The sequence below is a fragment of the Lentzea sp. CA-135723 genome, assembly GCF_050936595.1.
Taxonomy (GTDB): Bacteria; Actinomycetota; Actinomycetes; order Mycobacteriales; family Pseudonocardiaceae; genus Lentzea.
Window position 1 is genome coordinate 1,338,401 of the sequence record NZ_JBNJMK010000002.1, and the last position, 23,373, is coordinate 1,361,773.

Genomic DNA, 23,373 nt, shown 5'->3' on the forward strand with positions numbered 1-23,373 from the left:
GATCAGGCGGCCCACATCTGGACGGGTGCGATGTAGTTCCAGCTGTAGAGCTGGTTCGCGCCGTCGTAGCTGCCGTCGGTGCCGGCGCCGTAGGTGTCGTGGACGTAGAACTGGCCGTTGTCGTGGTAGCCGATCACGACGGACAGGTGGCCCGCCGTCGAGCCCCAGGTGCCGCTCATGATCACGAACTTGCCCTGGTCGAGGAACGCGCGGACCTGCGCCGGGGTGAAGTTGCCCTGCTGGACGGCGGCGCCGTTGCGGGCCAGGAAGTCGCGCTCGGACTCCCAGGAGGCACACGGGCGGGCAGGGTTGCCGCCGCAGTAGTAGCCGGTGATCCAGCCGTGCGCGCCCTTCCACGCGCCGGTGCGGCCCCAGTCGGCCATCGTGCGGTTGAAGGTCGTGCCGCGGTTGGAGAACTCGTCGGTGATGTAGCGGCCCCACTTCGAGTAGTGCGAGAACGGCTGGGCGACCTGCACGCCGTACTCGTTGGGCAGCTGGTAGGTCACCAGGTCGATGACGGCGCTGGTCGGGCCGCACGAGGAGTTTCCGTTGAAGTCGTTGCGGGTGTCCCACAGCTGGTGGATGTACTCGGCGCGGTTCAGCCGGCCCATCGTGGTCACCTGGCCGTCGAGCGTGGCGGCTTTGAGCCCGGACGCCTTCACGTAGCCGCGGGCCGGGCTGCCGATCACGGCCTCTGCGCCGTCGAAGCCGGTCAGCGCGTAGTTGAACGACAGGCCCTCGGTGACTCGGGAAGCCTTGTGCGTGGCCAGGTCCTGCACGTAGACGCCGTTGAACGAGGCGAACTGGTCAGGCCCGAGCGTCTTGTCCGACACGCAGCCCATGACCTCGTAGGCGACACGTGCGCCGTCCGTGCTCCACACGGCGCTGCGGTAGTGGTGCTTGGTCTCGCCGACCAGCGACGTGACCTCGCCGTTCTCCGACGCGAGCCCCAGCCACTGCGGTTCTGCGCCGCCGCAGCGGTAGATCTCGTTGTGCTTGATGAAGCTGACGTGCCGCTCACCCCGCACGTCGACCAGTTTGAAGTCGCGGTACAAAGCCTCTGCACCTGAGCTGATGAGCGGCTTCGCGGCGCCGGACTTCAGGTCGAACCGCACCAGCGAGCCCACGAACGTGCTGTCGTCGGCCACGTCCGGGTGTTCGACGGCCAGCAACCCGCTGCCGTCGGAGGTGAAGCCGAGCAACGAGGGCGCGCGGCCCTTGAGCTTGCCCGCGACGACGCCGTCCACCACCACGTTCTCGCCGTCGGCGTAGGCGAGCTTCGAGCCGTGGAACACCGCGGACGTGATCGCCCCACGTGCGATGAACCGCTTCTTGCCGTAGCGGTCGACGGTGTGCAACGAGCCGCCGCTCGTGCCGTCGAAATCGGAGATCACGGCCGCATACGCGCCATCGGCGGAAGACGTCGAACGGACCGTGTAGGCGGGATCGCTGACAGCGAAAGAGGCTCTCTTCGCGCCACCGACGACCACGTCGTAGCCGTCGCCGGACTGGACGGCGTGCGACTGCGCCGGGCTGGAGGAGTAGGGCTCGACGCCCTGGGCGGGGGACACCGCGGCGGCCATCGTGCCGAGTGTCAGCACCAGGGCCAGTGAGGTTCTCGTCATGGTTCGAACGTCCCGGCCCGTGGCATGCGTCCGGTATGCGTTTGGTGGTTACGATCGGGAGCTGTGGAGTTCCGGGTGCTCGGGCCGGTCGAGTGTTACGCCGACGACGGCGTGCGGCTGGGCCTTGGGCCGCCGAAACAACGAGCGGTGCTCGCGTTGCTCCTCGCGCAACCGGGCCGGGTGCTGTCGGTCGACCGGCTGATCAGCGTGCTGTGGGACGACGCCCCGCCCAAGACGGCGTTGAAGAACCTCCAGGTCTACGTCTACCAGCTGCGCAAGATCGTGGGCTCGCGGCTGCTGTCGCGCCCGCCCGGTTACCTGATGTCGATCGACCCTGCCGAGCTCGACCTGACCCGCTTCACCGAGCTGCTCGACGTGGCCCGCCGCGAACGCACCCCGCAGGCCTACCGCGAGGCGCTCGCGTTGTGGCGCGGCCCGGCGCTGGCCGACCTCGCCGCCTCCGGCCTGCTGCGCGGGGTGGTGGCGCAGCTGGAGGAGCTGCGGCTCGCCGCGCGGGTCGAGTGCGCAGAGGCCGAACTCGACCTGGGCCGGCACGTCGAGATCGTCGCGGACCTCAACGAGTGGGTGCGCGAACACCCGTTGCACGAACGGCTGCGCGAGCTCCAGATGGGCGCGCTGCACCGCGCGGGCAGGGCGGCCGAGGCGCTCGCCGCCTACCAGGAGTGCCGGCGCGTGCTGCAGGACGAGCTCGGCGTCGAGCCGGGGGAGTCGTTGCGGCGCCTGCAGGCCGAGATCCTGCGTGCGAAACCCGTTGGGGCGGCGGCGATCCGGCAGCTGCCGCCGGACGTCGTCACGTTCGCGGGCCGTGCCCGCGAGCTCGGCCTGATCAAGGGACAGCCGCGGCAGGACCGGGTCGCGGTGTGCGTGATCACCGGCCAGGCGGGCATCGGCAAGTCGGCTCTGGCGGTGCGGGCGGCGCACGAGATCGCGGCGCGCTTCCCCGACGGCCAGCTCTACGCCGACCTCTCCGACGGCGCGTCCGACCGGGTCCTGAGCCAGTTCCTGCGCGCCCTCGGCGAACGTCCCGGCGACGAGGAGGCCCTGCGCTACCGCTCGCTCACCGCGTCCCGCAGGCTGCTGGTGGTGCTGGACAACGTTGCCACCGCGGGCCAGGTGAAACGCCTGCTGCCGACCGGTCCCGGCTCGGCCGTGCTGATCACGTCCCGCCGCCCGCTCACCTCGTTGCACGGTGCGTCGTACGTCAAACTCGGTGCCCTGCAACTGGAAGACGCGTACCGCCTGCTGGAGGGCGTGGCGGGCCGCGTCGAGGACGCAGCCGACCTCGTGCGCTGGTGCGGCGGCCTGCCCCTGGCCCTGCGCATCGCCGGAGCCCGCCTGGCCGCCCGTCCACAGTGGACCGCCCCGCTGCTCGCCTCGCGACTGGCCGACGAGACCCGCCGCCTCGACGAGCTGCGCCTGGGCGACGTGGCCGTCCGCTCGGCGTTCGAGGTCAGCTACACCGAACTGGGAACCGCCGACGTGGCAAGGGTCTTCCGGCTGCTGGGCCTCCTGGACGGCCCGGACTTCGCGGTGGCCGCCGCCCGCGCCCTGACCGACGTGCCGGACGTGGAAGAGCTCCTCGCCGAACTGGCCGACGCCCACCTGGTCGAGGAACCGGTGCCGGGCCGCTACGCGCTGCACGACCTGCTGCGCCTCTTCGCCCGCGAACGCTGCCGGGCCACCGAGACGGCCGAGGAACGCACCCTGGCGTTGGAACGCCTGCACAAGCACTACCTGGAAGCGTTGGCGGACAACCCGACCGACCTCTGGCTGGCCGAGGAACGCGACAACCTCCTCGCCGCCGCCCACCAGGCCTCCCCGGCGGGCGCCATCGCGTTCGCCGAGGGCCTCTCCTGGTACTTCCGCCGCCGCTCGGAGGTCGCCGACTGGGCGGCCCTGAACACCCTGGCCCTGGAAGCCGCGCGCACGCTGGACGACCAGCGGGCGGAAGCGCTGGCGCTGAAGGAACTCGGCGCGGCCTGCGAGCGGGGCTTCCGGTTCGCCGAGGCCCAGCAGCACTGGACGGCGGCCCTGGACCTGGCCCGCGCGTTGCACGACCGCCAGCTGGAAGCCGTGACGCTCAACAACCTCGGCATCGTGCACTGGCGCCGCCGCGACCTGCCCGCCGCCCTGACGTCGCTGGAGGCCTCGCTGACGTTGCGCGAGGAGCTGGACGACGCGCAGGGCGCGGCCTACGTGCGCACCAACCTGGGCCTGGTGCACGCGGCACTGGGCGACCTGCCGGCAGCGCTGGTCTGCTACGAGGAGACGCTGACGACGCTGCGGGCCTGCGGTGACAGGTCAGGCGAGCTGCACGCGCTGGCGAACATGGCCGACGCCCACCGCCAGCTTGGGTCCCTGGACCGGGCGCTGGAGCTGGCGGAGGAGGCGTTGAGGCTGGCCCGGTCGGTGGGGGACCGGCAGATCGAGGCGGGGGTGCTGCTGGATCGCGGCATCGTGCACGAGCTGGCGGGCCGGGCGGGGGAGGCTGCGGCGTCCTACACGGAGGCGGTGGAGCTGTCGCGGCGGATCGGGTTCCGGTGGGGCGAGACCGAGGCGGGGCGGCGGCTGGCCGGGATGGCCGGCTAGGCCTGCCGGCGGGGCTAGGCGGGTTGGTGGGGCGAGGCTGCCTGGCGGGTTGGTGGGGCGAGGCTGGCGGGCGGCCCGGCGGGGCTAGGCGAGTTAGCCGGGCGAGGCCGCCTGATGGGGCGAGGCTGGCTGGTGGGCCGGTGGAGCTAGGCGGGTTGGTGGGGCCAGGCGGGCCGGCGGGGCTAGGCGGGTTGGCCGGGCGAGGCCGCCTGGTGAGGCGAGGCTGGCTGGTGGGCCGGTGGAGCTAGGCGGGTTGGTGGGGCCAGGCGGGCTGGCGGGCCGACGGGGCTAGGCGGGTTGGCGGTCCAGGTTGCCTCGCGGGTTGGTGGGGCGGGGCTGCCTGGGGGGCCGGTGGGGCTAGGCGGGTTGGTGGGGCGAGGCTGCCCGGCGGGTTGATGGGGCGGGCCGGGTTGGCGGGGCCAGGCTGCGTGGCGGGGCGAGGCGGGCTGCGAGCCGCCTCGCTGGCGTTGCCCCTCCGGTCCCGCTAACTCCCGGCCGAGTACCTGCTCGGCGCGAACACCCCGTCCGGATCCAAGGCCTGCCCGATCCGGGCCTGCAGCCCCGTCAACCCACCCGGCCTGTCCACGTCCAGCCGGTGCGGCAGGAACCCTTGCGCCGCAAACGCTTCCCTCATCCTCCCCAAGGCTTCCCGCGCCTCTACCGCGGCCGCCGGATCGCCGGCCGGGAATGCGAGGGCGATCACGTGGTCCACGGTGTCGAAGTCGTGCACGTTCACCGTCACGGCCGGGATCGTGGCGCAGCAGTCGCGGATCAGCTTCTCCGTCAACGCCAGCGCGGCGCCCGTGAACGGCACCACCGGCAGGAACATCAGCATCCCGACCGTGGCGTCCAGCCGGTCGGCCGGGCAGCCCATCGTCCGCCGCACGAACCAGGTGTCGGCCGGGTCGGGGTCGCCCGCGTACGTCCCGCGTACCGCCGCGTCCACGGCGGGCGCCTCGACGAGGGGCGAATCCGCTGCCGCACCAAGAAGAACGGAGCTCAGCGCCTCCACCACCTCACCCGCGCCGCTCAGGCACACGTGCGCGAGGTAGCCGTCGGACTGGGCGGCGACCGGGTTGTAGAGCTTGGTGGTCGGCGGGATCAGGCGCTGGGCCGTCCAGTCCCGCAGCGCGTCGACGGCGTCGGCGAGGTCGTCGTCGGCGAAGGTGAACGGCAGCACCCGCACCTCCTCCGGGCGCGGCAGCAGGCGGACGACGGCGGCGGTGACCACACCGAACGCCGACTGCGTGAACAGGTGCGTGAGAGATGGGCCCAGGCCGTGCGGGCGGGGCGTGGCGGAGGTGCCCGGCCACCAGCCGACGTGCTCCACGGTGCCGTCCGCCAGCACGACTTCGAGGCCGACCAGGTCCTCGGTGCGGGAGCGGTGGACGCCGAAGCCGCGTTCCAGCGCGTTGCCGATCACGCTGGTGCGCATGGAGGACGTGGTGAGGTTGAAGATCCTCGGCTTGCCCCGCAACGACTCCGCGAGCGCGCCCTGCGTCACGCCCGGTTCGATCACGGCGTAGCCGCGGTCGACGTCGAGCGCGCGCACCCGGCGCAGGCCGGACAGGTCGAGCACGAGAGCGCCGTCGTGCACCGGCAGGCCCGAGCCGAGGCCCCAGTTGTGGCCCTTGCTGAAGGGATGCAGCGCCCGGCCGGAACGGACGGCGTCCACGACCTCGCCGACCGAGGCGGGCCGGAGGACGTCGGTGATCACGCGCGGGCGGAAGGCGGCGGGCTGCTCGATGGGCACGTCGCGCACGATAGGTCGGCCACCGGCCGAAAACTCCGACGCGCGCGCAGGACTACTCGAACCGGTGAACAAGTGGCGACGGAAGTCGGTAGTCGCCGGCCGGAGCCACCGTGAGGATCGGCAGGATGACGAGAATCCTGATCTCGCTGCTCCTCCTCCTCCTGCTCACCCCGGCCACCGCCCAGGCCACGACGTGCCAGCCGGTGATCATAGGCAACGGCCCGTCGCTGCACCCCGAAGGCGTCGCGTACGACCCGCTGCGCCACCGGTTCCTCGTCGGCTCCGTCACGCACGGCACGGTGTCGCGGGTCGTCGACGGCCGGTCCCGCACGCTCGTCGACGACCCGTGGCTGATCACCACGATGGGCCTCGCGGTGGACGCGCGCCGCGGCCGCTTGCTCGTCGCCAACGCCGACCTCGGGCTCGCCGACCGCAGCAAGCCGGAGACCACCAGGGCGTTCGCCGGGCTCGGCATCTACGACCTGCGCACCGGCCAGGCGATCCACCGCGTCACGCTCGCCACCGGACCCGGCCACTTCGCCAACGACATCGCACTCGCCCCGGACGGCACGGCGTTCGTCACAGACTCCATCTCGGGCACGGTCCACCGCGTCACGCCGGACGGCCACGCCAGCACGCTCGTCCAGCACCCCGACCTCGCGCAGCCGCCGACCGGGGGCTGGGGCCTCAACGGCATCGTGCACGTCGGCGACAGGCTGGTCGCGGCGCTGTCCGGCGCGCGCAAGCTCGCCGTCATCCCGCTCGCGCAACCGCGGAACGTCACCACGATCACCGCGCCGATCGGCGCGCCCGACGGGCTGCTCGCGTTGGGCCGCAACCGGTTGCTGCTCGTCGACAACACCGCCGCCAACCGGCTGGTCGAGGTGCGCACGCGGGACCGTTGGCAGACGGTGGAGGTGACCGGGGAGACCGCCTGGCCGGACAAGGCGCCGACCACTCTCGCGAAGACCCCGTGCGGCGTGTACGCGCTGGCCGGCAGGCTCGACGTGCTGCAGACGGGAGGCCGCAGCGACGAGTTCGTACTCCGAAAGGCCTAGTGTGAGCGGAGTGGAACTGCTGCATCTCCGATACTTCGTCGCGGTCGCCGACGAGCTGAACTTCTCGGCGGCCGCGCGGAAGCTGCACATGGCCGCGTCCCCGCTGAGCCAGCGCATCAAGGACCTCGAACACGAGCTGGGACGGCAGCTGTTCGACCGCAGCACCCACCACGTGGCGCTGACCGCCGCCGGCACCGCCCTGCTGCCGATCGCCAGGGACGTGCTCGACCGCGTCGGCTCCATCAAGTGGCGCCTCGACCAGGCCACGAAACCCGACCGCGCCACGGTGTTCGTCGGCATGCCCGCGGGCGTCCACCCGGCGCTCAGGGAACGCCTCACCCTGCTCGCCGAGAAGGTCGCCGACCGGTTCGAGGTCAAGCGCTGGCCCGGCACGACCACGGACCTCGTCGCCGCGGTGAAGGACGGCAGGCTCGCGCTCACCCTCGCCAGGCTCCCGATCCAGGAGGCCGCGCTCGACACGCTGCACGTCATGTCCGAACGGCTCGGCGCGGTCGTCCCGGCCGACCGGTTCGAGGGGAGGAAATCGGTCAAACTCGCCGATCTCACCGAACTCGCGTACGCGAAATCGCCGGAGGAAATCATGCCCGCGTATTTCGAGATCCTCGACCGGCAACTCGGTGAACTGGGCATCAAAAAGCGCATCCAGCTCAGCAACACCGGCTACCAGGGCACCTCGGAGATCGTCTCCGGCGGCCTCGGGTTCTCCGTCTCGATGCTGGACGAGAACAGCTCCATGCGCGGCTACCAGCTGGAGAACATGGCGGTCCTGCCGTTCGAGGACTTCCGCGCCCAGCTCGACACCGGCCTGCTGTGGCGGCACGACCGGGCGGCGGGCGGCGACCTCGACGACCTCGTCACCGCCGCGAAAGAAATCTTCGCGGAACCCATCGTCAAATAGAGAATGGTGTGACCGCTGTGGTCATACCATTGTTCGCGGCTTGATCGTTCCCTTTCCGTTCACTCCTCACTAACGTCGTCGGTGCAGGAAACGAACAGGTGCGAAAGGACGAACGATGAAGGACATCACCGCCGGTCCGCTGGACGGCGTGCGGGTGATCGACCTCTCGACCGTGGTCATGGGCCCGTACGCGGCCCAGATCCTCGGAGACCTCGGCGCCGACGTGATCAAGATCGAGTCGCCGGTGGACACCGTCCGCAACGGCCGCTACCGCACCACGCCGGGCATGACCGCGTTGAGCCTCAACGTCAACCGCAACAAGCGCAGCGTCGCGTTGAACCTCAAGGACGAGGACGACCGCGAGACCGCGCTCAAGCTGATCGACACGGCCGACGTGCTGATCACCAACATGCGTCCGGGCGCGCTGAGCAGGCTCGGGCTGAACTACGCCGACGTCGCCGAGCGCAACCCCGGCCTGGTCTACGCCCATGCCCAGGGCTTCCGCGGCGACTCCGACCGCGCCGGCATCGCCGCCTACGACGAGACGATCCAGGGCGCGTCCGGCCTGGTCGACATCGCGAACCGCGCGATCGGCAGGCCCGTCTACCTCCCGACGATCATCGGCGACAAGGTGTCGTCGCTGACCATCGCCTACAGCGTGCTCGCCGCGCTCGTGCACCGGAACGCGACCGGCGAGGGGCAGCGGGTCGAGATCCCCATGGCCGACACGATGATCGCGTTCAACCTGGTCGAGCACCTCGCCGGGCACGCGTTCGTGCCGGAGGAGGGGCCGACGGGCTTCAACCTCTCGATGGCCAAGGGGCACCACGCCGTGCACACCAAGGACGGCCTCGCGTGCGTCGTCCCGTACAACCCGCAGAACTTCCGCGACTTCTTCGCCGCGGCCGGGAGGCCCGACCTGGTGGAGGACCCGCGCGTCGCCGGTGACCGCATCGACCCGAACGACAGCGACGACCTGATGGGTCTGGTGGACGAGTGCGCCCCCGCACTGTCCACTGAGGAATGGGCCGAGGTGTGCGCGAAGCACAGCATCCCGTTCGGACCCGTGCTGGAGCTGGACAAGGCGCACGAGGACCCGTACGTCCGCGACGGCCACCTGCTCGACGAGGTGCAGCACCCGAGCGAGGGCGCGGTCCGGTCGATCGGCATCCCCGTCCGGTTCTCCGCCACCCCCGCCACCGTCCGCCGCCTGGCCCCGCTGCCGGGCCAGGACACCGCAGAAGTGTTGAAGGAGCTGGCATGAGCGAGGTTCGCACCGAACGCATCGGTTCGGCACTGCTGATCACCATCGACCGGCCGGAGGCCCGCAACGCCGTCAACGCGGCCGTCGCGACCCGGCTCTCGGCCGCCCTGGACGAGCTGGAGACCACACCGGAACTCCGGGTGGGCGTCCTGACCGGCGCGGGCGGCTCGTTCAGCGCCGGCATGGACCTCAAGGCCGCGCTGAAGGGCGAGTCGCCGGTCGTCGGCGACCGGGGCCTCGGCGGGCTCACCGAGGCCGCGTTGAGCAAGCCGCTGATCGCCGCGGTCGAGGGCTTCGCGCTCGGCGGCGGGTTCGAGATGGCGCTCGCCTGCGACCTGATCGTCGCCGCGCAGGACGCGAGGTTCGGCCTGCCCGAGGTCAAGCGCGGCCTGATCGCCGCGGCCGGGGGAGTGGTCCGCCTGCCGCAACGGATCCCGCACCACCTGGCGATGGAGATCCTGCTGACCGGCGAGCCGATCGACGGCGTCCGCGCGGGCACGCTCGGCATCGCCAACCGCGTCGTGCCGAACGGTGAGGCCGCCGCCATCGCGCTCCAGCTCGCCGAGCAGATCGCGCTGAACGCCCCGCTGGCGCTCGCCGCCGTCAAGGAAGTCGTGCGCTCCCAGGACCCCTGGGCCGCGCAACGCACCGCCAGCGCCCGCCTGATGAGCACGGCCGACGTCCGCGAGGGCATGACCGCGTTCGCCGAGCGCCGCGCTCCACAGTGGACAGGACGCTGAAAATGCTCGGTATCACGCCTTTGAGCGCACCCGCGTTTCCCGCCGTGCAGCCGAGGTTCTTCGACCGCGAGTACCTGAACATCGTCTACCGGACCGACCCGGAGGCGCTGCGGGCCGTCGTCCCCGCACCACTGCGGATCGACGAGCCGCTGGTCCGGTTCGAGGTCATGAAGATGAACGACGTCACCGGTTACGGCCCGTACACCGAGGCCGGCCAGGCGATCCAGGTCGTCTTCGACGGCGAACGCGGCGAGTACCTGCACGCCATGTACCTCGACAGCTTCGCCGCCACCGCGTCCGGCCGAGAGGTCAGCGCGTACCCGAAGGTCATGGGCTCGCCGACGCTCTACGCCGACAACGGCGCGCTGGTCGGAACACTCGACTACGGGACGGTGCGGGTCGCCACGGCCACGATGGGTTACAAGCAGTACGAACTGGACACTCGGACGGCTGAGGCGGAGATCACGGTTCCGACCTTCATGCTGAAGACGATCCCTCACTATGACGGAACGCCGCGGGTTCAGGAGCTCGTGCGCACGGAGATCACCGATGTCGTGGTCAAGGCTGCGTACGCCGGTCCGGCGCGCCTGCAGCTGTTCCAGCACGTCCTCGCGCCGCTCGCCGACCTCCCCGTACTGGAGGTCGTGTCCGCCAGCCACGTCATCACCGACCTGACGCTCGCTCCCGCCAAGCCGGTCCACAACTACTTGGAGGAAGCATGAAGACGGCAGTCATCGGCGCCGGCGTGATCGGCCTGTCGTGGGCCCGCCTGTTCGCCGGGCACGGTCACGCGGTCAAGGTCGTCGATCCCCGCCCTGACCTGGTCGTTCCCGACGGCGTGGAGGTCGTCGCGAGCGTGGCGGAGGCCGTGCGCGACGCGGACGTCGTGCAGGAGAACGGCCCGGAGGACCTGGAGTTCAAGAAGGCCCTGTTCGCCGAGCTCGTCGAGCTGGCCCCGCCGCACGCGTTGCTGCTCAGCTCGTCGTCGGCGATCCCGTCGACCGCGTTCACGCAGGGCATCGACGGCTCGCGCGTCCTCATCGGGCACCCGTTCAACCCGCCGCACGTGATCCCGCTGGTCGAGGTCGTGCCGGGCGAGCAGACCACCGAGGAGTCGATCTCGCGTGCCGTCGAGTTCTACCGCTCGCTGGACCGCACCCCGGTCGTCGAACGCAAGGAGATCCCCGGCTTCGTCGGCAACCGCCTGCAGGCCGCGCTCTCCCGCGAAGCCGCCTACCTGGTCGAACAGGGCGTCGTCACGCCGGCCGACCTGGACACCGTCGTCACGAGCTCGCTCGGCCTGCGCTGGGCGACCGTCGGCCCGTTCCTCGGCGCCCACCTCGGAGGCGGCCCCGGCGGCTACCGGCACCTCGCCGAGCACATCGGCAAGTCGATGCAGGGCCTGCGACTGGGAACCCCCGCACAAGATCCGGAACGGCTGATCAAGGCCGTGGAAGACGCTTACGGCTCCTCCACGTACTCGGACCTCGCCGAGACGCGCGACCGCAGGCAACTCGCCGTTCTGACGGCATTGGAGGAGAACTGACATGAACCGCCTGGAAGACCAGCTGACCGCCGACTTCTACAACTACGAGGCGCTGCTCGGCGACGACGAGCGCAAGATCCTGCTGAACGCCCGCGAGTTCATGACCACCGAGATCAAGCCGCTGGTCAACGAGAACTGGGCCAAGGGCGAGTTCCCGCACGAGCTGATCGGCAAGTTCCGCGGCGCCGGCCTCACCGCCCTGTCCTACGAGGGCTACGGCGACCACCCCGCCGCCGTCAGCAATCTCCTCACCGGCATGCTCGCGATGGAGATGACCCGCACCGACGCGTCGGTCGCCACCTTCTTCGGCGTCCACAACGGACTCGCGATGTACTCGATCTACGCGGGCGGCTCGCAGGAGCAGCGCGACCGGTGGCTCCCGGCCATGGCCGCGATGGACAAGATCGGCGCGTTCGCCATGACCGAACCGCTCGGCGGCTCCGACGTCGCTGGCGGCATGCGCACCACGGCGCAGCGCGACGGCGACACGTGGGTGCTCAACGGCGCCAAGAAGTGGATCGGCAACGCCACCTTCGCCGACTACGTCGTCGTGTGGGCCCGCGACCTGGAAGACAACCAGGTCAAGGGTTTCGTGGTCGAGAAGGGCACGCCCGGCTTCGTCGCCGAGAAGATCGAGGGCAAGATCGCGTTCCGGATCGTCGAGAACGCCGAGATCACCCTCACCGACGTCCGGGTGCCGGAGGCGAACCGCCTGCAGAACATCAACTCGTTCCGCGACGTGGCCGAGATCCTGCGCGCCACCCGCGGCGGCGTCGCCTGGCAGGCCCTCGGCGTGATGATCGGCGCCTACGAGCTCGCCCTGGCCTACGCCAAGGAACGCGAGCAGTTCGGCCGCCCGATCGCGCGGTTCCAGATGGTGCAGGACAAGCTGGTGCAGTCGCTCGGCAACATCACCGCGTCGTGGGGCATGCTCGTGCAGCTCGCCCGGCTGCAGGACGCGGGCATCTTCCAGGACGAGCACTCGTCGCTCGCCAAGGCGTTCGTGACTTCGAGGATGCGCGAGGTCGTGGCGTGGGCGCGGGAGATCTTCGGCGGCAACGGCATCGTGCTCGGCTACGACATCGCCCGCTTCTTCGCCGACGCCGAGGCCATCTACTCGTTCGAGGGCACCCGCGAGATGAACACGCTGATCGTCGGCAAGGCGATCACCGGCGAGAGCGCCTTCGTGTAGGCCCTGACCGAGAACACCGGCGGACGGCGCGTGGGACTCCCGCGCGCCGTCACCGCTGCCAGAGGAACGCGGCCTCTCCGCAGGGCCCGCAGTGGAAGGCGTAACCCCGGCCACCGCCGCCGAAGTTGATCGCGGTCCGGTGGTCGCGCCCCTCTTCGAGCTGGGCGGTGAAGGTCATGGGAGTGGTGCAGGACGGGCAAGCGGGCGTCTCGTCGTTCTGCCACCACTCGGGTTCCCCACCCAGCCGTCCGAGGACGAGCTCCTCGGACGGCTCTCCGGCGTGAGGACTCAGGGCGGTCACCGCGCCGAGCAGCGTCTCGCCCTCGGCGGGAACGACGGCCGGCGAGAGCGGAGCGGTGAACAGCAGGGCGCGGTTGCCGCCGGAGAAGGCGTCCCACTCGTCGCACATGCCGGGGTCGTTCTGGCACATGAACACCGCCACCGCGCCGATGTCGAGCGGCAGGTGGGCGAGGAACTGCATCGCCCCACCGCACTCGCGGCACAGCGGCCAGGTGAAGCCGTGCGGGACCAGCGGGACCCCGCCGGTGCGCAGCACGGGCGCGTCAGCGGCGGCTTCCCCGCCGTGGACCAGCAGCACGGTTCTACGCCTCCGGGATCTCGACGACCACGTGCGTCGACTTGATCGACGCCACCGCGACGCTGCCGACCTCCAGGCCGAGCTCGTCCGCCGACTCCCTGCTCATCAGGGACGTGACGCGGAAGGGCCCGGCCTGCATGTCGACCTGGGCCATCACCCCGTCCTTGAGCACGCGCGTGACGATGCCCTTCATCCGGTTGCGGGCGGAGGCGGCCACGGTCGTGCCGGGCTCGGCGACGTCGGTCATCTGCTGGGCGAACTCCGCGAGCTCGGTCCCGCTGACGCCTTTGCGCCCGTTGTCCAGGACCACGGACGCGAGGCGGCCCTGGTCGATCCACCGGCGCAGGGTGTCGTCACTGACCCCGAGCAGCGCGGCGGCCTCGCTGATCCGCAAGTTCGGCACGCACCGAAGCCTAGCGGTGCTGCTCACACCTGTGACCAGCCCCGCGTCCGGTCGGCAGCCGGGCGAGTACGGTGCGAGCCGCAGGGAACTCTTCAATCCGACAGGTCGTGATGCATGAACGAGTTCAGGGACAACCTCCTCGCCCGCATCGAGCAGGCGGAGGAGGCCACGCGCGTCGCGGTCGAGCAGAAGGACGCGTACGCGGCTGACGTGCACGGGGCCGATCTGGCGAACCTCCGGCGGCTCGCCGCGGAGCACGGAGTGAGCTGAGCGTCCGGGGCACCCGGTTCCGCACCGGGTGCCCCTTTCGTCAGTGCCCTGCGATCCCGCGCGGCTGGTACCCGGACTCCAGCAGCCGCACCTCGTCGTCGGTGAGCTCGAAGTCGACCGAGGCCACCGCGTCGTCCAGCTGCCCAGGCTTGGTCACGCCGACGATCGGCGCCGTCACGACCGGGTTGCGCCGCAGCCACGCCAGCGCGACCTGAGCCCGTGACACACCGCGGGCCGCCGCGACCTCGGCGACCGTCTCGACGATCTCGCGGTCCGAGTCGAGGTACAGCCGCTTGCCGAACTCGTCGGTCTCGGTGCGGGCGGTCGAGGAGTCCCAGTCGCGCACCAGCCTGCCGCGGGCGAGCGGGCTCCACGGGATCACGGCGATGCCCTGGTCCGCGCACAGCGGCAGCATCTCCCGTTCCTCCTCGCGGTAGACGAGGTTGTAGTGGTTCTGCATCGACACGAACCGCGTCCAGCCGTTCTGCCGTTGCGTGAACAACGCCTTCGCGAACTGCCACGCGTACATGGAGGACGCGCCGATGTACCGCGCCTTGCCGGACTTCACGACGTCGTGCAGCGCTTCGAGGGTCTCCTCCAGCGGCACGGTCGGGTCGAAGCGGTGGATCTGGTACAGGTCCACGTAGTCCGTGCCGAGGCGGCGCAACGAGTTGTCGATCTCGGCGAGGATCGCCTTGCGGGACAGGCCGAACCCGTTCGGGCCCTCGTGCATCCGGTGGTTCACCTTGGTCGCGAGGACGATCTCGTCGCGCTTCGCGAGGTCCTTGAGCAACCGGCCGGTGATCTCCTCGGAGGAGCCGTCCGAGTAGACGTTGGCGGTGTCGAAGAAGTTGATGCCGGCGTCGAGCGCGGCCTTCACGAACGGCCGGGACTCCTCCTCCGGCAACGACCACGGGTGGCCGCCGCGCTTCGGATCTCCGTAACTCATCATGCCGAGACAGATCTCGGACACGTCCATGCCGGCGAGCTTGGTGTACCGCACGGTCAGCCCCTCAGGAAACGACGATCACGGTCGGGTGATGGTGACGACAGCCCGTTCAACATCAACCTAGTCGCGCTCGCCGGATAGTGCCTCTCTTCGACACGACAGTGGCGTTCGCGCCTGTTCGCCTGAGCTGCGGGTTTAGCGTCCCTTTTCCCGGGGTCTGAGAGGAACGCGCATGACGAGCATCGACGTGGCCGCGCCGCCGCAGGACGTGCTGGCCCGCACCCGCGCCGCGGTCGATCCGCTGGTGCGCGCGGCGCTCGACGAGCTGCCCGGCGAGACGCGCGAGGTGGTCGAGCACGGCCTCGCGTCCCAGGACTTCTCCACGGCCGCGCTGGTCCTGCTGTCCGCCGCCGCGTTCGGCGACGACGACGTGGCACTGGTCGCGGTGGCGCTGGAGTTCGCCGATCTGCACGAGAAGCTGCACGCCGGCCTGATGAACCGCACGGGCGCGCGCGAGGTGTTCGGTGCCGATCGGACGGTCTCGGCCGCCGACGCCCTGCTGTCCCTGGCCTGCGCCCGCCTCACCAGGCCGGGCGTGATGATCCTCAACGTCGCCCTGATGTCCGTCGTGGACGGTTACGTCCAGGAGATCGGCATGGACGAGGACGCAGACTCCGACATGACCCAGCACCTCGGCGTCGCGGCGGCGAAGCACAGCTCGCTCACCGCCGCCGCGTGCGAACTCGGCGCGCTGGCGGCCGGGGCGACCGCGAGCCAGGCAGCACACCTGCGGCAGTTCGGCGACGACATCGGCCTGGCGCGCAAGCACGTGGACGACGTCCGGGGCATCCACGACGCCCTGGCCACGGGCCGCCGCACGCTGCCGGTCGTGGTGGCGATCAACGCGGGCACCGAGGTGGACGGCCCCGACTCGCACGCGGCCGTCGTGGCGGCGGGAGGGCTGCGGTGGTGCGAACAGCAGGCCGAACTGCTGCTCGCGCGTGCCCAGAACCACCTGAGGCAGTGCGCGCCGAGGGCGGGCGCGGCGGGGGAGCTGACGGGCCTGGCCAGGAGGGTGACGACCGACCGCTTGATCGCCGTAGTACCCGCACAGCCCACGGCCCCCGCCCAACCGCTCGCCGCCGCACAACCGACCGCCCCCGCGCCGCCGATCGCTCCCGCGCAGCCGATCGCTCCCGGACAGCCGACCACCGCCTGACCCTCCGCCAGCCGCGCTGCCAGGCCGCGCTGTCAGGCCACGCCGCCGGGCCGCGCTGTCAGGCCGCGCTGTCAGGCCGCGCCGCCGGGCCGCGCTGCCCCGCCAGCCGCCCTGCCAGCCGGGCCGCCCTGCCAGCCGGGCCGCCCTGCCAGCCGGCCCGCCCTGCCAGCTGGCCCGCCAACCAGCCGCTCCCGCCAGCCAACCGCCCCCCGCTCAGTCGACCGTCCCGGCGTGGCCGCTTGCTTTCGCGTAGCCGACCGCCTGCTTAGCCGATCACCCTGCCGAGGTGACCGCGCTGCTTAGCCGACCGCCCTGCTTAGCCAACCGCCGTGCTTAGCCGACCGCCCTGCCAAGGTGACCGCCCTGCTTAGCCGACCGCCTTGCTGAGTCGATCGCCCTGCCGAGCTGACCGCCCTGTCGAGCCGGCCGCCCTGTCGAGCCGGCCGCCCTGTCGAGCCGGCCGCCCTGTCGAGCCGGCCGCCCTGCCGAGCCGGCCGCCCTGCCGAGCCGACCGCCCGCCTTGCTAAACCGACCGCCCTGCTTAGGCGACCGCCCTCACCATCACTCCGCGACGCGGAGCACCACCTTGCCCTGCGCGTGCCCCGTCTCGACCAGCTCCTGCGCCTTGGCCGCGTCCGCCAGCGGCAGGCTCGCCGCGATCCGCACCACGAGCTTGCCCTCGGCCGCCAGCTGCGCGTACTCGCCGAGCCGCGACCCGAACGGCGCCCCGCCTCCCGTGAACACGACCCCCAGCTCGGCGGCGGCCGGGTCGGCGATCGTGACGATCCGGTCGGTCCCGCCCCGCAGCTCGATCGACAACGGCAGGTCGCCCTGCCCGGCCGCGTCGTACACGGCGTCGACGCCGTCCGGTGCGGCGGCGCGCACCCGGTCGCCCAGGCCTTCGCCGTACGCGACCGGGGTGGCGCCGAGAGAGCGCAGGTAGTCGTGGTTCGCAGTAGACGCGGTGCCGATGACCTTGGCGCCTCGTGCGATCGCGAGCTGCACGCCGACCGCGCCCACGACACCCGCGGCGCCGTGGATCAGCACGGTGTCGCCCTCGCCGACCTCCAGCAGGTCCAGCACGCGGACCGAGGTTTCGACGGCGGTCGGCAGCGCGGCGGCCGTGTCCCAGTCGAGGGTCGCCGGCTTGTGCGCGAAGTCGGTGGCCAGCGCGTGCTCGGCGTAGCCGGCGGTGACCCAGCCGAGCACCTCGTCGCCCGCCTGCACGCCCGTGACGCCCTCGCCGACCTCGTCCACGATCCCGGCGGCCTCCAGGCCGGGGATCACCGGGAACGGCGGCGTCATCTGCGGGAACCAGCCGTTGCGGATCTTGTGGTCGAGCGGGTTGACCGCCGCCGCGACGACCTTCAGCCGCACCTGGCCGGGGCCGGCGTGCGGTGCCTCGGCCTCGCCCAGGCCCAGCACCTCGGGTCCGCCGTGCGTGGTGTAGGTGATCGCCTTCATCGTGGAGCTCCCTCGTTTGGTTGACATGTCAACACTAGCGACGGCGAAGTGTGCAACGCCCCCGTACTTCGGCTAGTTCGCCCTGGCCGAAAGACCAGCCGGGCACCCGTTCGGGCGGGCTAGGCTCGGGGTATGGACCTGAGGACCGCCGCCACGCTGATCCAGGCGCCGCTGAGCGAGACGCTGCCGTCGATCTCGGCGGCGCTGGCGGAGGACATCCCTCACCGGGCGATCGCGGAGCTGTCCAACTGCTCGTTCGCGCCGTTCAAGTTCCGCGGCGAGACGCCCGGCCCCGCCGTCACGATCACCGACCTCGCCGCGCTGCGGTCGATCGTGCCGGCGCAGGGGACCTGGCAGGGTCGTGCGCTGCTGGGCGGTGCCGAGGCGCCGGTGGTGGTCCTGATCAGCGCCGTCACCGAGCCGCGGGCGATGCTCGTGCTGCTGCGTGACGACGACACGCCCGTGCGCGCCGAAGTCCTCACACGGGCGAGCGCGTTGTGGGACGTCGTGACCGCGCACATGGAAGGCCTGCGCAACGAGGCCGTGCCCGCCACCCTTGCCGTGTCACGCGCCGCAGCAGCGGCACGTGCCGTGGCCATCTCCGACCTCGGCGACGTGCACGGCGCCGCGCTGACGTCGTTGCTCGGCGTGCTGCGCGACCGCGACGTGGACGACGCCACCGCCCGCTCCCGCGCCGTCGACCTCGCCGTGACGGCGCTGGTCGAGCTGCGCGCGCGGGCGGATCTCGACCGGGCGCAGGTCGAGGAACGCGCCGGGGACGCCTTCGAACGCCTCGCCGAGTCGTTGCGCCGAGTGCTGCGCGGCCGGGACGTGCGCCTCGACCTGGGCCTGCCCGGCGCGGAGGAGGGGGCGGACCGGATCGTGCCGTCCGAGGTCTCCTCGACGGCCGCCGCCGTGGTCAGGTCGTCCGTGCACGCGATGCTCGACGACCAGGGCGGGGTGAGCCGCGTCCACATCGGCTGGAAGGTCGTCGGGTCCGTGCTGCGCGCGACCGTGCGCGACGACGGGCCCGGCACCCTGTCGTGCGGCAGCCTCGACCGGCGCCGCGTCCCGGAACGGCTCGGGCCGCTCGGCGGCAGGGCCGAGGTCGACGCCGTGCCCGGCTGGGGCGCGACGGTGACGATCGAGGTGCCGCTCGGCCCGCCGGAGACGCCGCGCGAGGACCCGCTGACCGTGCTCGGCACGCGCGAGCTGGAGGTGCTCGGGCAGCTGGCGCGGGGGAGGCGCAACCGCGACATCGCCGGCGACCTGCACATCAGCGAGTCGACGGTGAAGTTCCACGTCGCGAAGATCCTGGAGAAGCTCGGCGTCGGGTCGCGCGGTGAGGCGGCCGCGCTGGCCCACGAGTGGGGTGCCGCGGCGCGTTAGCCGATCTCGTCCAGCCGGTGCCGCACGACAGCGCGGACGACGTCGTCGGGCAAGGGCTGCTCCGCGCTGAACCGGATCGTCCCCTTGGACAGCGAGTAACCAACCAGTTGGTCGCGCACGGCGTCGATCGCGGCCGGGCTGAACGGGAACACGGCCAGGTGGTCTTTCGCGGCCTTGAACCCGAGCAGCGGCTTGCCGCGCCACCGCAGCGCCGCCATGCCGTAGCTCGTGCCCTGCTCCGCGGCGGGCGCGAGTTCCTCCGCCAGTGCGCGGATCCGGGCGAACGCGTCCCGCGACGACGCGTCGAGGCTCGCGAAGTAGTCGTCGACATCGGCCATGCCGGGCACGCTACCTGCGCTGAGCGCTCCGCGAGCGAACCTGTGGCCGGTGGCGCGACCATGTCCTTTCGGACTCGATGCAGAGACCTGGACCACGCTCGGTTGCACGTCCAATAGTAGGAAGTCAAACTATTCTCATGACGACGTCGTCCCCCGCGCCCGCGTTGCACAAGCCGGTGAACCCGGTGCGCTTCGTGACCGCCTCCAGCCTGTTCGACGGCCACGACGCGGCCATCAACATCATGCGGCGCATCCTGCAGGCGCAGGGCGCGGAGGTCATCCACCTCGGGCACAACCGATCGGTCGCCGAGGTCGTCGGCGCGGCGATCCAGGAGGACGCGCAGGGCATCGCCATCAGCGCGTACCAGGGCGGCCACGTCGAGTACTTCTCGTACCTGGTCGAGCTGCTGAACGAGCGCGGCGCCGGGCACATCCGCGTCTACGGCGGCGGTGGCGGCGTGATCGTCCCCGAGGAGATCGAGCTGCTGCACTCGCGCGGCGTCGCGCGGATCTTCTCGCCGCAGGACGGGCAGACGATGGGTCTCGCCCGCATGATCAACCTGATGATCGAGGAGTGCGACCACGCGCTCACCTCGCCGTTCAGCCACGACGCGCTGCTGACGGGTGCCGACGAGGCCCTGGCGCGCGCGATCACGCACATCGAGGCCGGCACCGCCGAGCCGATGGAGACCACGCGCAAGGTGCCGGTGCTGGGCATCACGGGCACCGGTGGCTCGGGCAAGTCGTCGCTGACCGACGAGCTCGTGCGCCGGTTCCGCCTGGACCAGCAGGACAAGCTGCGCATCGCCGTGCTCGCCGTCGACCCGACGCGCCGTCGTGGTGGTGGCGCGCTCCTCGGCGACCGCATCCGCATGAACTGCCTCGACGGCGACCACGTGTTCTTCCGTTCGCTGGCCACGCGCCGTGCGGGCAGCGAGATCCCGGACGGCCTGGAGCAGGCCATCGTGGCGTGCAAGGCTTCCGGCGCGGACCTGGTCATCGTCGAGACGCCCGGTATCGGTCAGGGCGACGCGGCCATCGTGCCGTTCGTCGACTTCTCGCTGTACGTGATGACGCCGGAGTTCGGCGCCGCGTCGCAGCTCGAGAAGATCGACATGCTCGACTACGCCGACGCCGTGGCCATCAACAAGTTCGAACGCCGTGGCGCCGAGGACGCACGCCGCGATGTCGCCCGTCAGATGGTGCGCAACCGTGAGGCGTTCGGCGTGAAGTGGGAGGACATGCCGGTCTACGGCACGTCCGCCGCGACGTTCAACGACGACGGCGTGACGGCGCTGTACCAGTTCCTGCGCGACGGGCTCGTGTCCCACGGTCTCGCCGTGGAGGACGGCACGCTCGTCGCGGTGTCCGGCAAGACGTCGACATCGGCGTCCACGGTCGTGCCGGCCTCGCGCGCGCGTTACCTCTCGGACATCGCCGACACCGTGCGCGGCTATCACCGCAAGACCGACGAACAGGTCGCGGCCGTGCGCACACACACGCAGCTTTCCGCCGCGCAGAAGGCGTTGGAGGCCGCGGGCAAGGGCGTGCAGGACATCGCCGAGCTCGCGTCCGACGCCGAACGCAAGGTGGAGCGGTCGAGCACCGACCTGCTGACGGCGTGGCCCGCGACCGTCGAGCAGTACTCCGGCGACGAGCTGGTGTTCAAGGTGCGGGACAAGGAGATCCGCACGTCGCTGACGCGCGAGACGTTGTCCGGCAACCAGGTCCGCCGGGTCAGCCTGCCGCGCTACGACGACGAGGGCTCGCTGCTGAGGTTCCTGCGCAAGGAGAACCTCCCGGGCTTCTTCCCGTACACCGCAGGCGTTTTCCCGTTCAAGCGCGAGGGCGAGGACCCGGCGCGCATGTTCGCGGGCGAGGGTGACGCGTTCCGCACCAACCGCCGCTTCAAGTACCTCTCCAAGGGCAACCCGGCCACGCGCCTGTCCACGGCGTTCGACTCGGTGACGCTCTACGGCCGCGACCCCGACACCCCGCCGGACGTCTACGGCAAGATCGGCACGTCCGGCGTCTCGATCGCCTCGCTGGACGACATGAAGGCGCTCTACGACGGATTCGACCTGGTGGCGCCCACGACGTCGGTGTCGATGACGATCAACGGTCCGGCGCCGACGATCCTCGCGTACTTCCTGAACACCGTGATCGACCAGCAGGTCGGCGTCTTCGCGGAGAGGGAAGGACGCGAGCCGTCCGCGGAGGAGCACGCCGAGATCAAGGCGTTCGCGCTGGCCAACGTCCGCGGCACCGTGCAGGCCGACATCCTCAAGGAGGACCAGGGCCAGAACACCTGCATCTTCTCCACGGAGTTCTCGCTGCGCATGATGGCGGACATCCAGGAGTGGTTCATCCAGCAGCAGGTGCGCAACTTCTACTCGGTGTCGATCTCGGGCTACCACATCGCCGAGGCCGGGGCGAACCCCATCAGCCAGCTCGCCTTCACGCTCGCCAACGGCTTCACCTACGTGGAGTCGTACCTCGCGCGCGGCATGAACATCGACGACTTCGCGCCGAACCTGTCCTTCTTCTTCTCCAACGGCATGGACGCCGAGTACAGCGTCATCGGCCGGGTCGCGCGCCGCATCTGGGCCGTGGCCATGCGCGACCGCTACGGCGCTGCGGAGCGTTCGCAGAAGTTCAAGTACCACGTGCAGACCTCGGGCCGCTCGCTGCACGCGCAGGAGATGGACTTCAACGACATCCGCACGACCCTGCAGGCCCTCTGCGCCCTGTACGACAACTGCAACTCCTTGCACACCAACGCCTACGACGAGGCCATCACCACCCCGACCGAGTCGTCGGTGCGCCGCGCGATGGCCATCCAGATGATCATCAACAAGGAGTGGGGCCTCTCCGCCAACGAGAACCCGCTGCAGGGCTCGTTCGTCATCGACGAGCTGACCGACCTCGTCGAAGAGGCCGTCCTGATGGAGTTCGACCGCATCTCCGAACGCGGCGGCGTCCTCGGCGCGATGGAGACCGGCTACCAGCGCGGCCGCATCCAGGACGAGTCGATGCTCTACGAACAGCGCAAGCACGACGGCTCGCTGCCGTTGATCGGCGTCAACACCTTCCTCCCGGAGGACGGCACGCGCGAGGTCGTGAAGATCGAGCTCGCCCGCGCCACCGAGGAGGAGAAGGAGTCGCAGGTCGACCGCACGCGCGCCTACCAGGCCGCGCACCGCGACGAGGCGGCGGCGGCCCTGGCCAGGCTGCGCGAGGTAGCGCAGACGAACGAGAACGTGTTCGCGGTGCTGATGGACGCGGCCCGCGTGTGCACGCTCGGTCAGATCACCGAGGCGTTCTTCGAGGTGGGCGGCCAGTACCGCCGCAACATCTAGACGGCGTAGGGCCGGCCGACGATCCACCCGCCGACGTGCGCGGGCAGTTCGTCGGTCGGCACCACCTCGACGGGATCGCCGACGTTCACCACGCCCGGCCGGACCACCCAGCTGTCCAGGCACAGCACGCCGCCGAACTCCCGCCGGATGCGCCGGTGCACGTCCAGGTCCTGCACGCCGGTGTCCGGGTCGATCGTCGTCACCACGCACCGCGCCCGCTTCTGGTACATCCCGATCACCACGTCCCCGACCACCAGCGCGTGCCCCGGCCAGGCGTCCTCCGCCCCGGCCTCGACACCGCCGATCAGGATGTTGGGCCGCAACCGCCGCACGTCGACACCGGCGGCGGCGACCTGCCCGTCCGTCGCCACGAGCACGTTCAGCACGTCGAAGCGTTCCGGTCCGTCGTACCGTGTGAGCCGTCCGCCGAACGGCAACACACGCTCGTGCGCCTGCCAGCTGTCCCACGGGTGCCCGTCCACCAACGGCCCGTCAGGCCCGGTGGACGCGGGAATCGTGAGCAGCCCGTACCGCGTGCGCCCGGTCAGCACGCCCCGCGGGCCCTGCACGTGCACGAGCCGGTCGCCCTCGACGCCGTCGGGCGTGAACCGCGCCTGGTCCAGGGGTTCGCCGCCCAGCGACTTCACCGGGTAGCGCCACAACGCCTCGACGTGCAC

Annotated in this window: 20 protein-coding genes; 12 read left to right on the forward strand and 8 right to left on the reverse strand. The window is 71.1% G+C overall.

The features are described from left to right. Positions 1-2 precede the first annotated feature (2 nt). Positions 3-1,625, reverse strand: coding sequence for a C39 family peptidase (locus ACQEU1_RS42195; RefSeq protein WP_433215461.1), 1,623 nt, complete (start codon positions 1,623-1,625; stop codon positions 3-5). 63 nt (positions 1,626-1,688) lie between these two features. On the opposite strand from ACQEU1_RS42195, the gene ACQEU1_RS42200 reads away from it, so the two are divergent. Further along, a complete protein-coding gene (locus ACQEU1_RS42200) occupies positions 1,689-4,235 on the forward strand; it encodes a BTAD domain-containing putative transcriptional regulator (protein ID WP_433215464.1) in 2,547 nt (848 codons plus the stop codon). 484 nt (positions 4,236-4,719) lie between these two features. Here ACQEU1_RS42200 and ACQEU1_RS42205 read toward each other — a convergent pair whose 3' ends face one another. Then, positions 4,720-5,988 (reverse strand): FAD-binding oxidoreductase, encoded by a 1,269-nt coding sequence (locus ACQEU1_RS42205; protein WP_433215467.1) that lies wholly within the window; start codon positions 5,986-5,988, stop codon positions 4,720-4,722. Positions 5,989-6,113: 125 nt separating this feature from the next. On the opposite strand from ACQEU1_RS42205, the gene ACQEU1_RS42210 reads away from it, so the two are divergent. From ACQEU1_RS42210 to ACQEU1_RS42240, 7 genes are all read left to right on the forward strand, one after another. After that, positions 6,114-7,046 carry a hypothetical protein gene (locus ACQEU1_RS42210; protein WP_433215470.1) on the forward strand — a complete coding sequence of 311 codons (933 nt, stop codon included), beginning with the start codon at positions 6,114-6,116 and terminating at the stop codon, positions 7,044-7,046. Positions 7,047-7,056: 10 nt separating this feature from the next. Then, on the forward strand, positions 7,057-7,965 hold the full coding sequence (locus tag ACQEU1_RS42215; RefSeq protein ID WP_433215473.1) for a LysR family transcriptional regulator: 909 nt from the start codon (positions 7,057-7,059) through the stop codon (positions 7,963-7,965). A 115-nt stretch (positions 7,966-8,080) separates the two neighbouring features. Beyond that, complete coding sequence (locus ACQEU1_RS42220; protein WP_433215476.1) at positions 8,081-9,229, forward strand: CaiB/BaiF CoA transferase family protein; 1,149 nt, start codon at positions 8,081-8,083, stop codon at positions 9,227-9,229. Then, complete coding sequence (locus ACQEU1_RS42225; protein ID WP_433215479.1) at positions 9,226-9,969, forward strand: crotonase/enoyl-CoA hydratase family protein; 744 nt, start codon at positions 9,226-9,228, stop codon at positions 9,967-9,969. Before ACQEU1_RS42220 ends, ACQEU1_RS42225 begins: the two co-directional genes overlap by 4 nt. A 2-nt stretch (positions 9,970-9,971) precedes the next feature. Then, on the forward strand, positions 9,972-10,691 hold the full coding sequence (locus ACQEU1_RS42230) for an acetoacetate decarboxylase (protein WP_433215482.1): 720 nt from the start codon (positions 9,972-9,974) through the stop codon (positions 10,689-10,691). After that, entirely contained in the window at positions 10,688-11,515 is an 828-nt protein-coding gene (locus ACQEU1_RS42235; RefSeq protein WP_433215485.1) for a 3-hydroxyacyl-CoA dehydrogenase NAD-binding domain-containing protein, read from the forward strand. The genes ACQEU1_RS42230 and ACQEU1_RS42235 overlap by 4 nt, the downstream gene beginning before the upstream one ends. A gap of 1 nt (position 11,516) precedes the next feature. Continuing rightward, a complete protein-coding gene (locus ACQEU1_RS42240; RefSeq protein WP_433215488.1) occupies positions 11,517-12,707 on the forward strand; it encodes an acyl-CoA dehydrogenase family protein in 1,191 nt (396 codons plus the stop codon). Between the two features lie 49 nt (positions 12,708-12,756). Here the strand turns inward: ACQEU1_RS42240 and ACQEU1_RS42245 are convergent, their stop codons facing one another. Further along, positions 12,757-13,305 carry a hypothetical protein gene (locus ACQEU1_RS42245; RefSeq protein ID WP_433215491.1) on the reverse strand — a complete coding sequence of 183 codons (549 nt, stop codon included), beginning with the start codon at positions 13,303-13,305 and terminating at the stop codon, positions 12,757-12,759. Positions 13,306-13,309: 4 nt separating this feature from the next. Continuing rightward, positions 13,310-13,708, reverse strand: a complete 399-nt coding sequence (locus ACQEU1_RS42250) for a TOBE domain-containing protein (RefSeq protein WP_433215494.1) — start codon at positions 13,706-13,708, stop codon at positions 13,310-13,312. 114 nt (positions 13,709-13,822) lie between these two features. Between ACQEU1_RS42250 and ACQEU1_RS42255 the strand changes: the two genes are divergently transcribed. Then, positions 13,823-13,978, forward strand: coding sequence for a hypothetical protein (locus ACQEU1_RS42255; RefSeq protein ID WP_285630839.1), 156 nt, complete (start codon positions 13,823-13,825; stop codon positions 13,976-13,978). A gap of 40 nt (positions 13,979-14,018) precedes the next feature. On the opposite strand, the gene ACQEU1_RS42260 is transcribed toward ACQEU1_RS42255, so the two are convergent. Then, positions 14,019-14,981 (reverse strand): aldo/keto reductase, encoded by a 963-nt coding sequence (locus ACQEU1_RS42260; protein WP_433215497.1) that lies wholly within the window; start codon positions 14,979-14,981, stop codon positions 14,019-14,021. A gap of 178 nt (positions 14,982-15,159) precedes the next feature. Here ACQEU1_RS42260 and ACQEU1_RS42265 point away from each other — a divergent pair, with 178 nt between their 5' ends. Next, the gene (locus ACQEU1_RS42265) at positions 15,160-16,146 is read left to right on the forward strand and encodes a polyprenyl synthetase family protein (RefSeq protein WP_433215500.1); all 987 of its coding nucleotides are present in this window, start codon (positions 15,160-15,162) and stop codon (positions 16,144-16,146) included. 561 nt (positions 16,147-16,707) lie between these two features. Here the strand turns inward: ACQEU1_RS42265 and ACQEU1_RS42270 are convergent. After that, positions 16,708-17,610 carry an NADP-dependent oxidoreductase gene (locus tag ACQEU1_RS42270; RefSeq protein WP_433215503.1) on the reverse strand — a complete coding sequence of 301 codons (903 nt, stop codon included), beginning with the start codon at positions 17,608-17,610 and terminating at the stop codon, positions 16,708-16,710. A gap of 132 nt (positions 17,611-17,742) precedes the next feature. Between ACQEU1_RS42270 and ACQEU1_RS42275 the strand changes: the two genes are divergently transcribed. Next, entirely contained in the window at positions 17,743-18,999 is a 1,257-nt protein-coding gene (locus ACQEU1_RS42275) for a LuxR C-terminal-related transcriptional regulator (protein WP_433215506.1), read from the forward strand. On the opposite strand, the gene ACQEU1_RS42280 is transcribed toward ACQEU1_RS42275, so the two are convergent. After that, on the reverse strand, positions 18,996-19,337 hold the full coding sequence (locus ACQEU1_RS42280; protein WP_433215509.1) for an iron chaperone: 342 nt from the start codon (positions 19,335-19,337) through the stop codon (positions 18,996-18,998). The genes ACQEU1_RS42275 and ACQEU1_RS42280 overlap by 4 nt on opposite strands. 137 nt (positions 19,338-19,474) lie before the next feature. Here ACQEU1_RS42280 and icmF point away from each other — a divergent pair, with 137 nt between their 5' ends. Next, entirely contained in the window at positions 19,475-22,696 is a 3,222-nt protein-coding gene (gene icmF / locus ACQEU1_RS42285) for a fused isobutyryl-CoA mutase/GTPase IcmF (RefSeq protein ID WP_433215512.1), read from the forward strand. Here the strand turns inward: icmF and ACQEU1_RS42290 are convergent. Next, positions 22,693-23,373: an MOSC domain-containing protein gene (locus ACQEU1_RS42290; protein WP_433215515.1), complete on the reverse strand. Its 681-nt coding sequence runs from the start codon at positions 23,371-23,373 to the stop codon at positions 22,693-22,695. The genes icmF and ACQEU1_RS42290 overlap by 4 nt on opposite strands.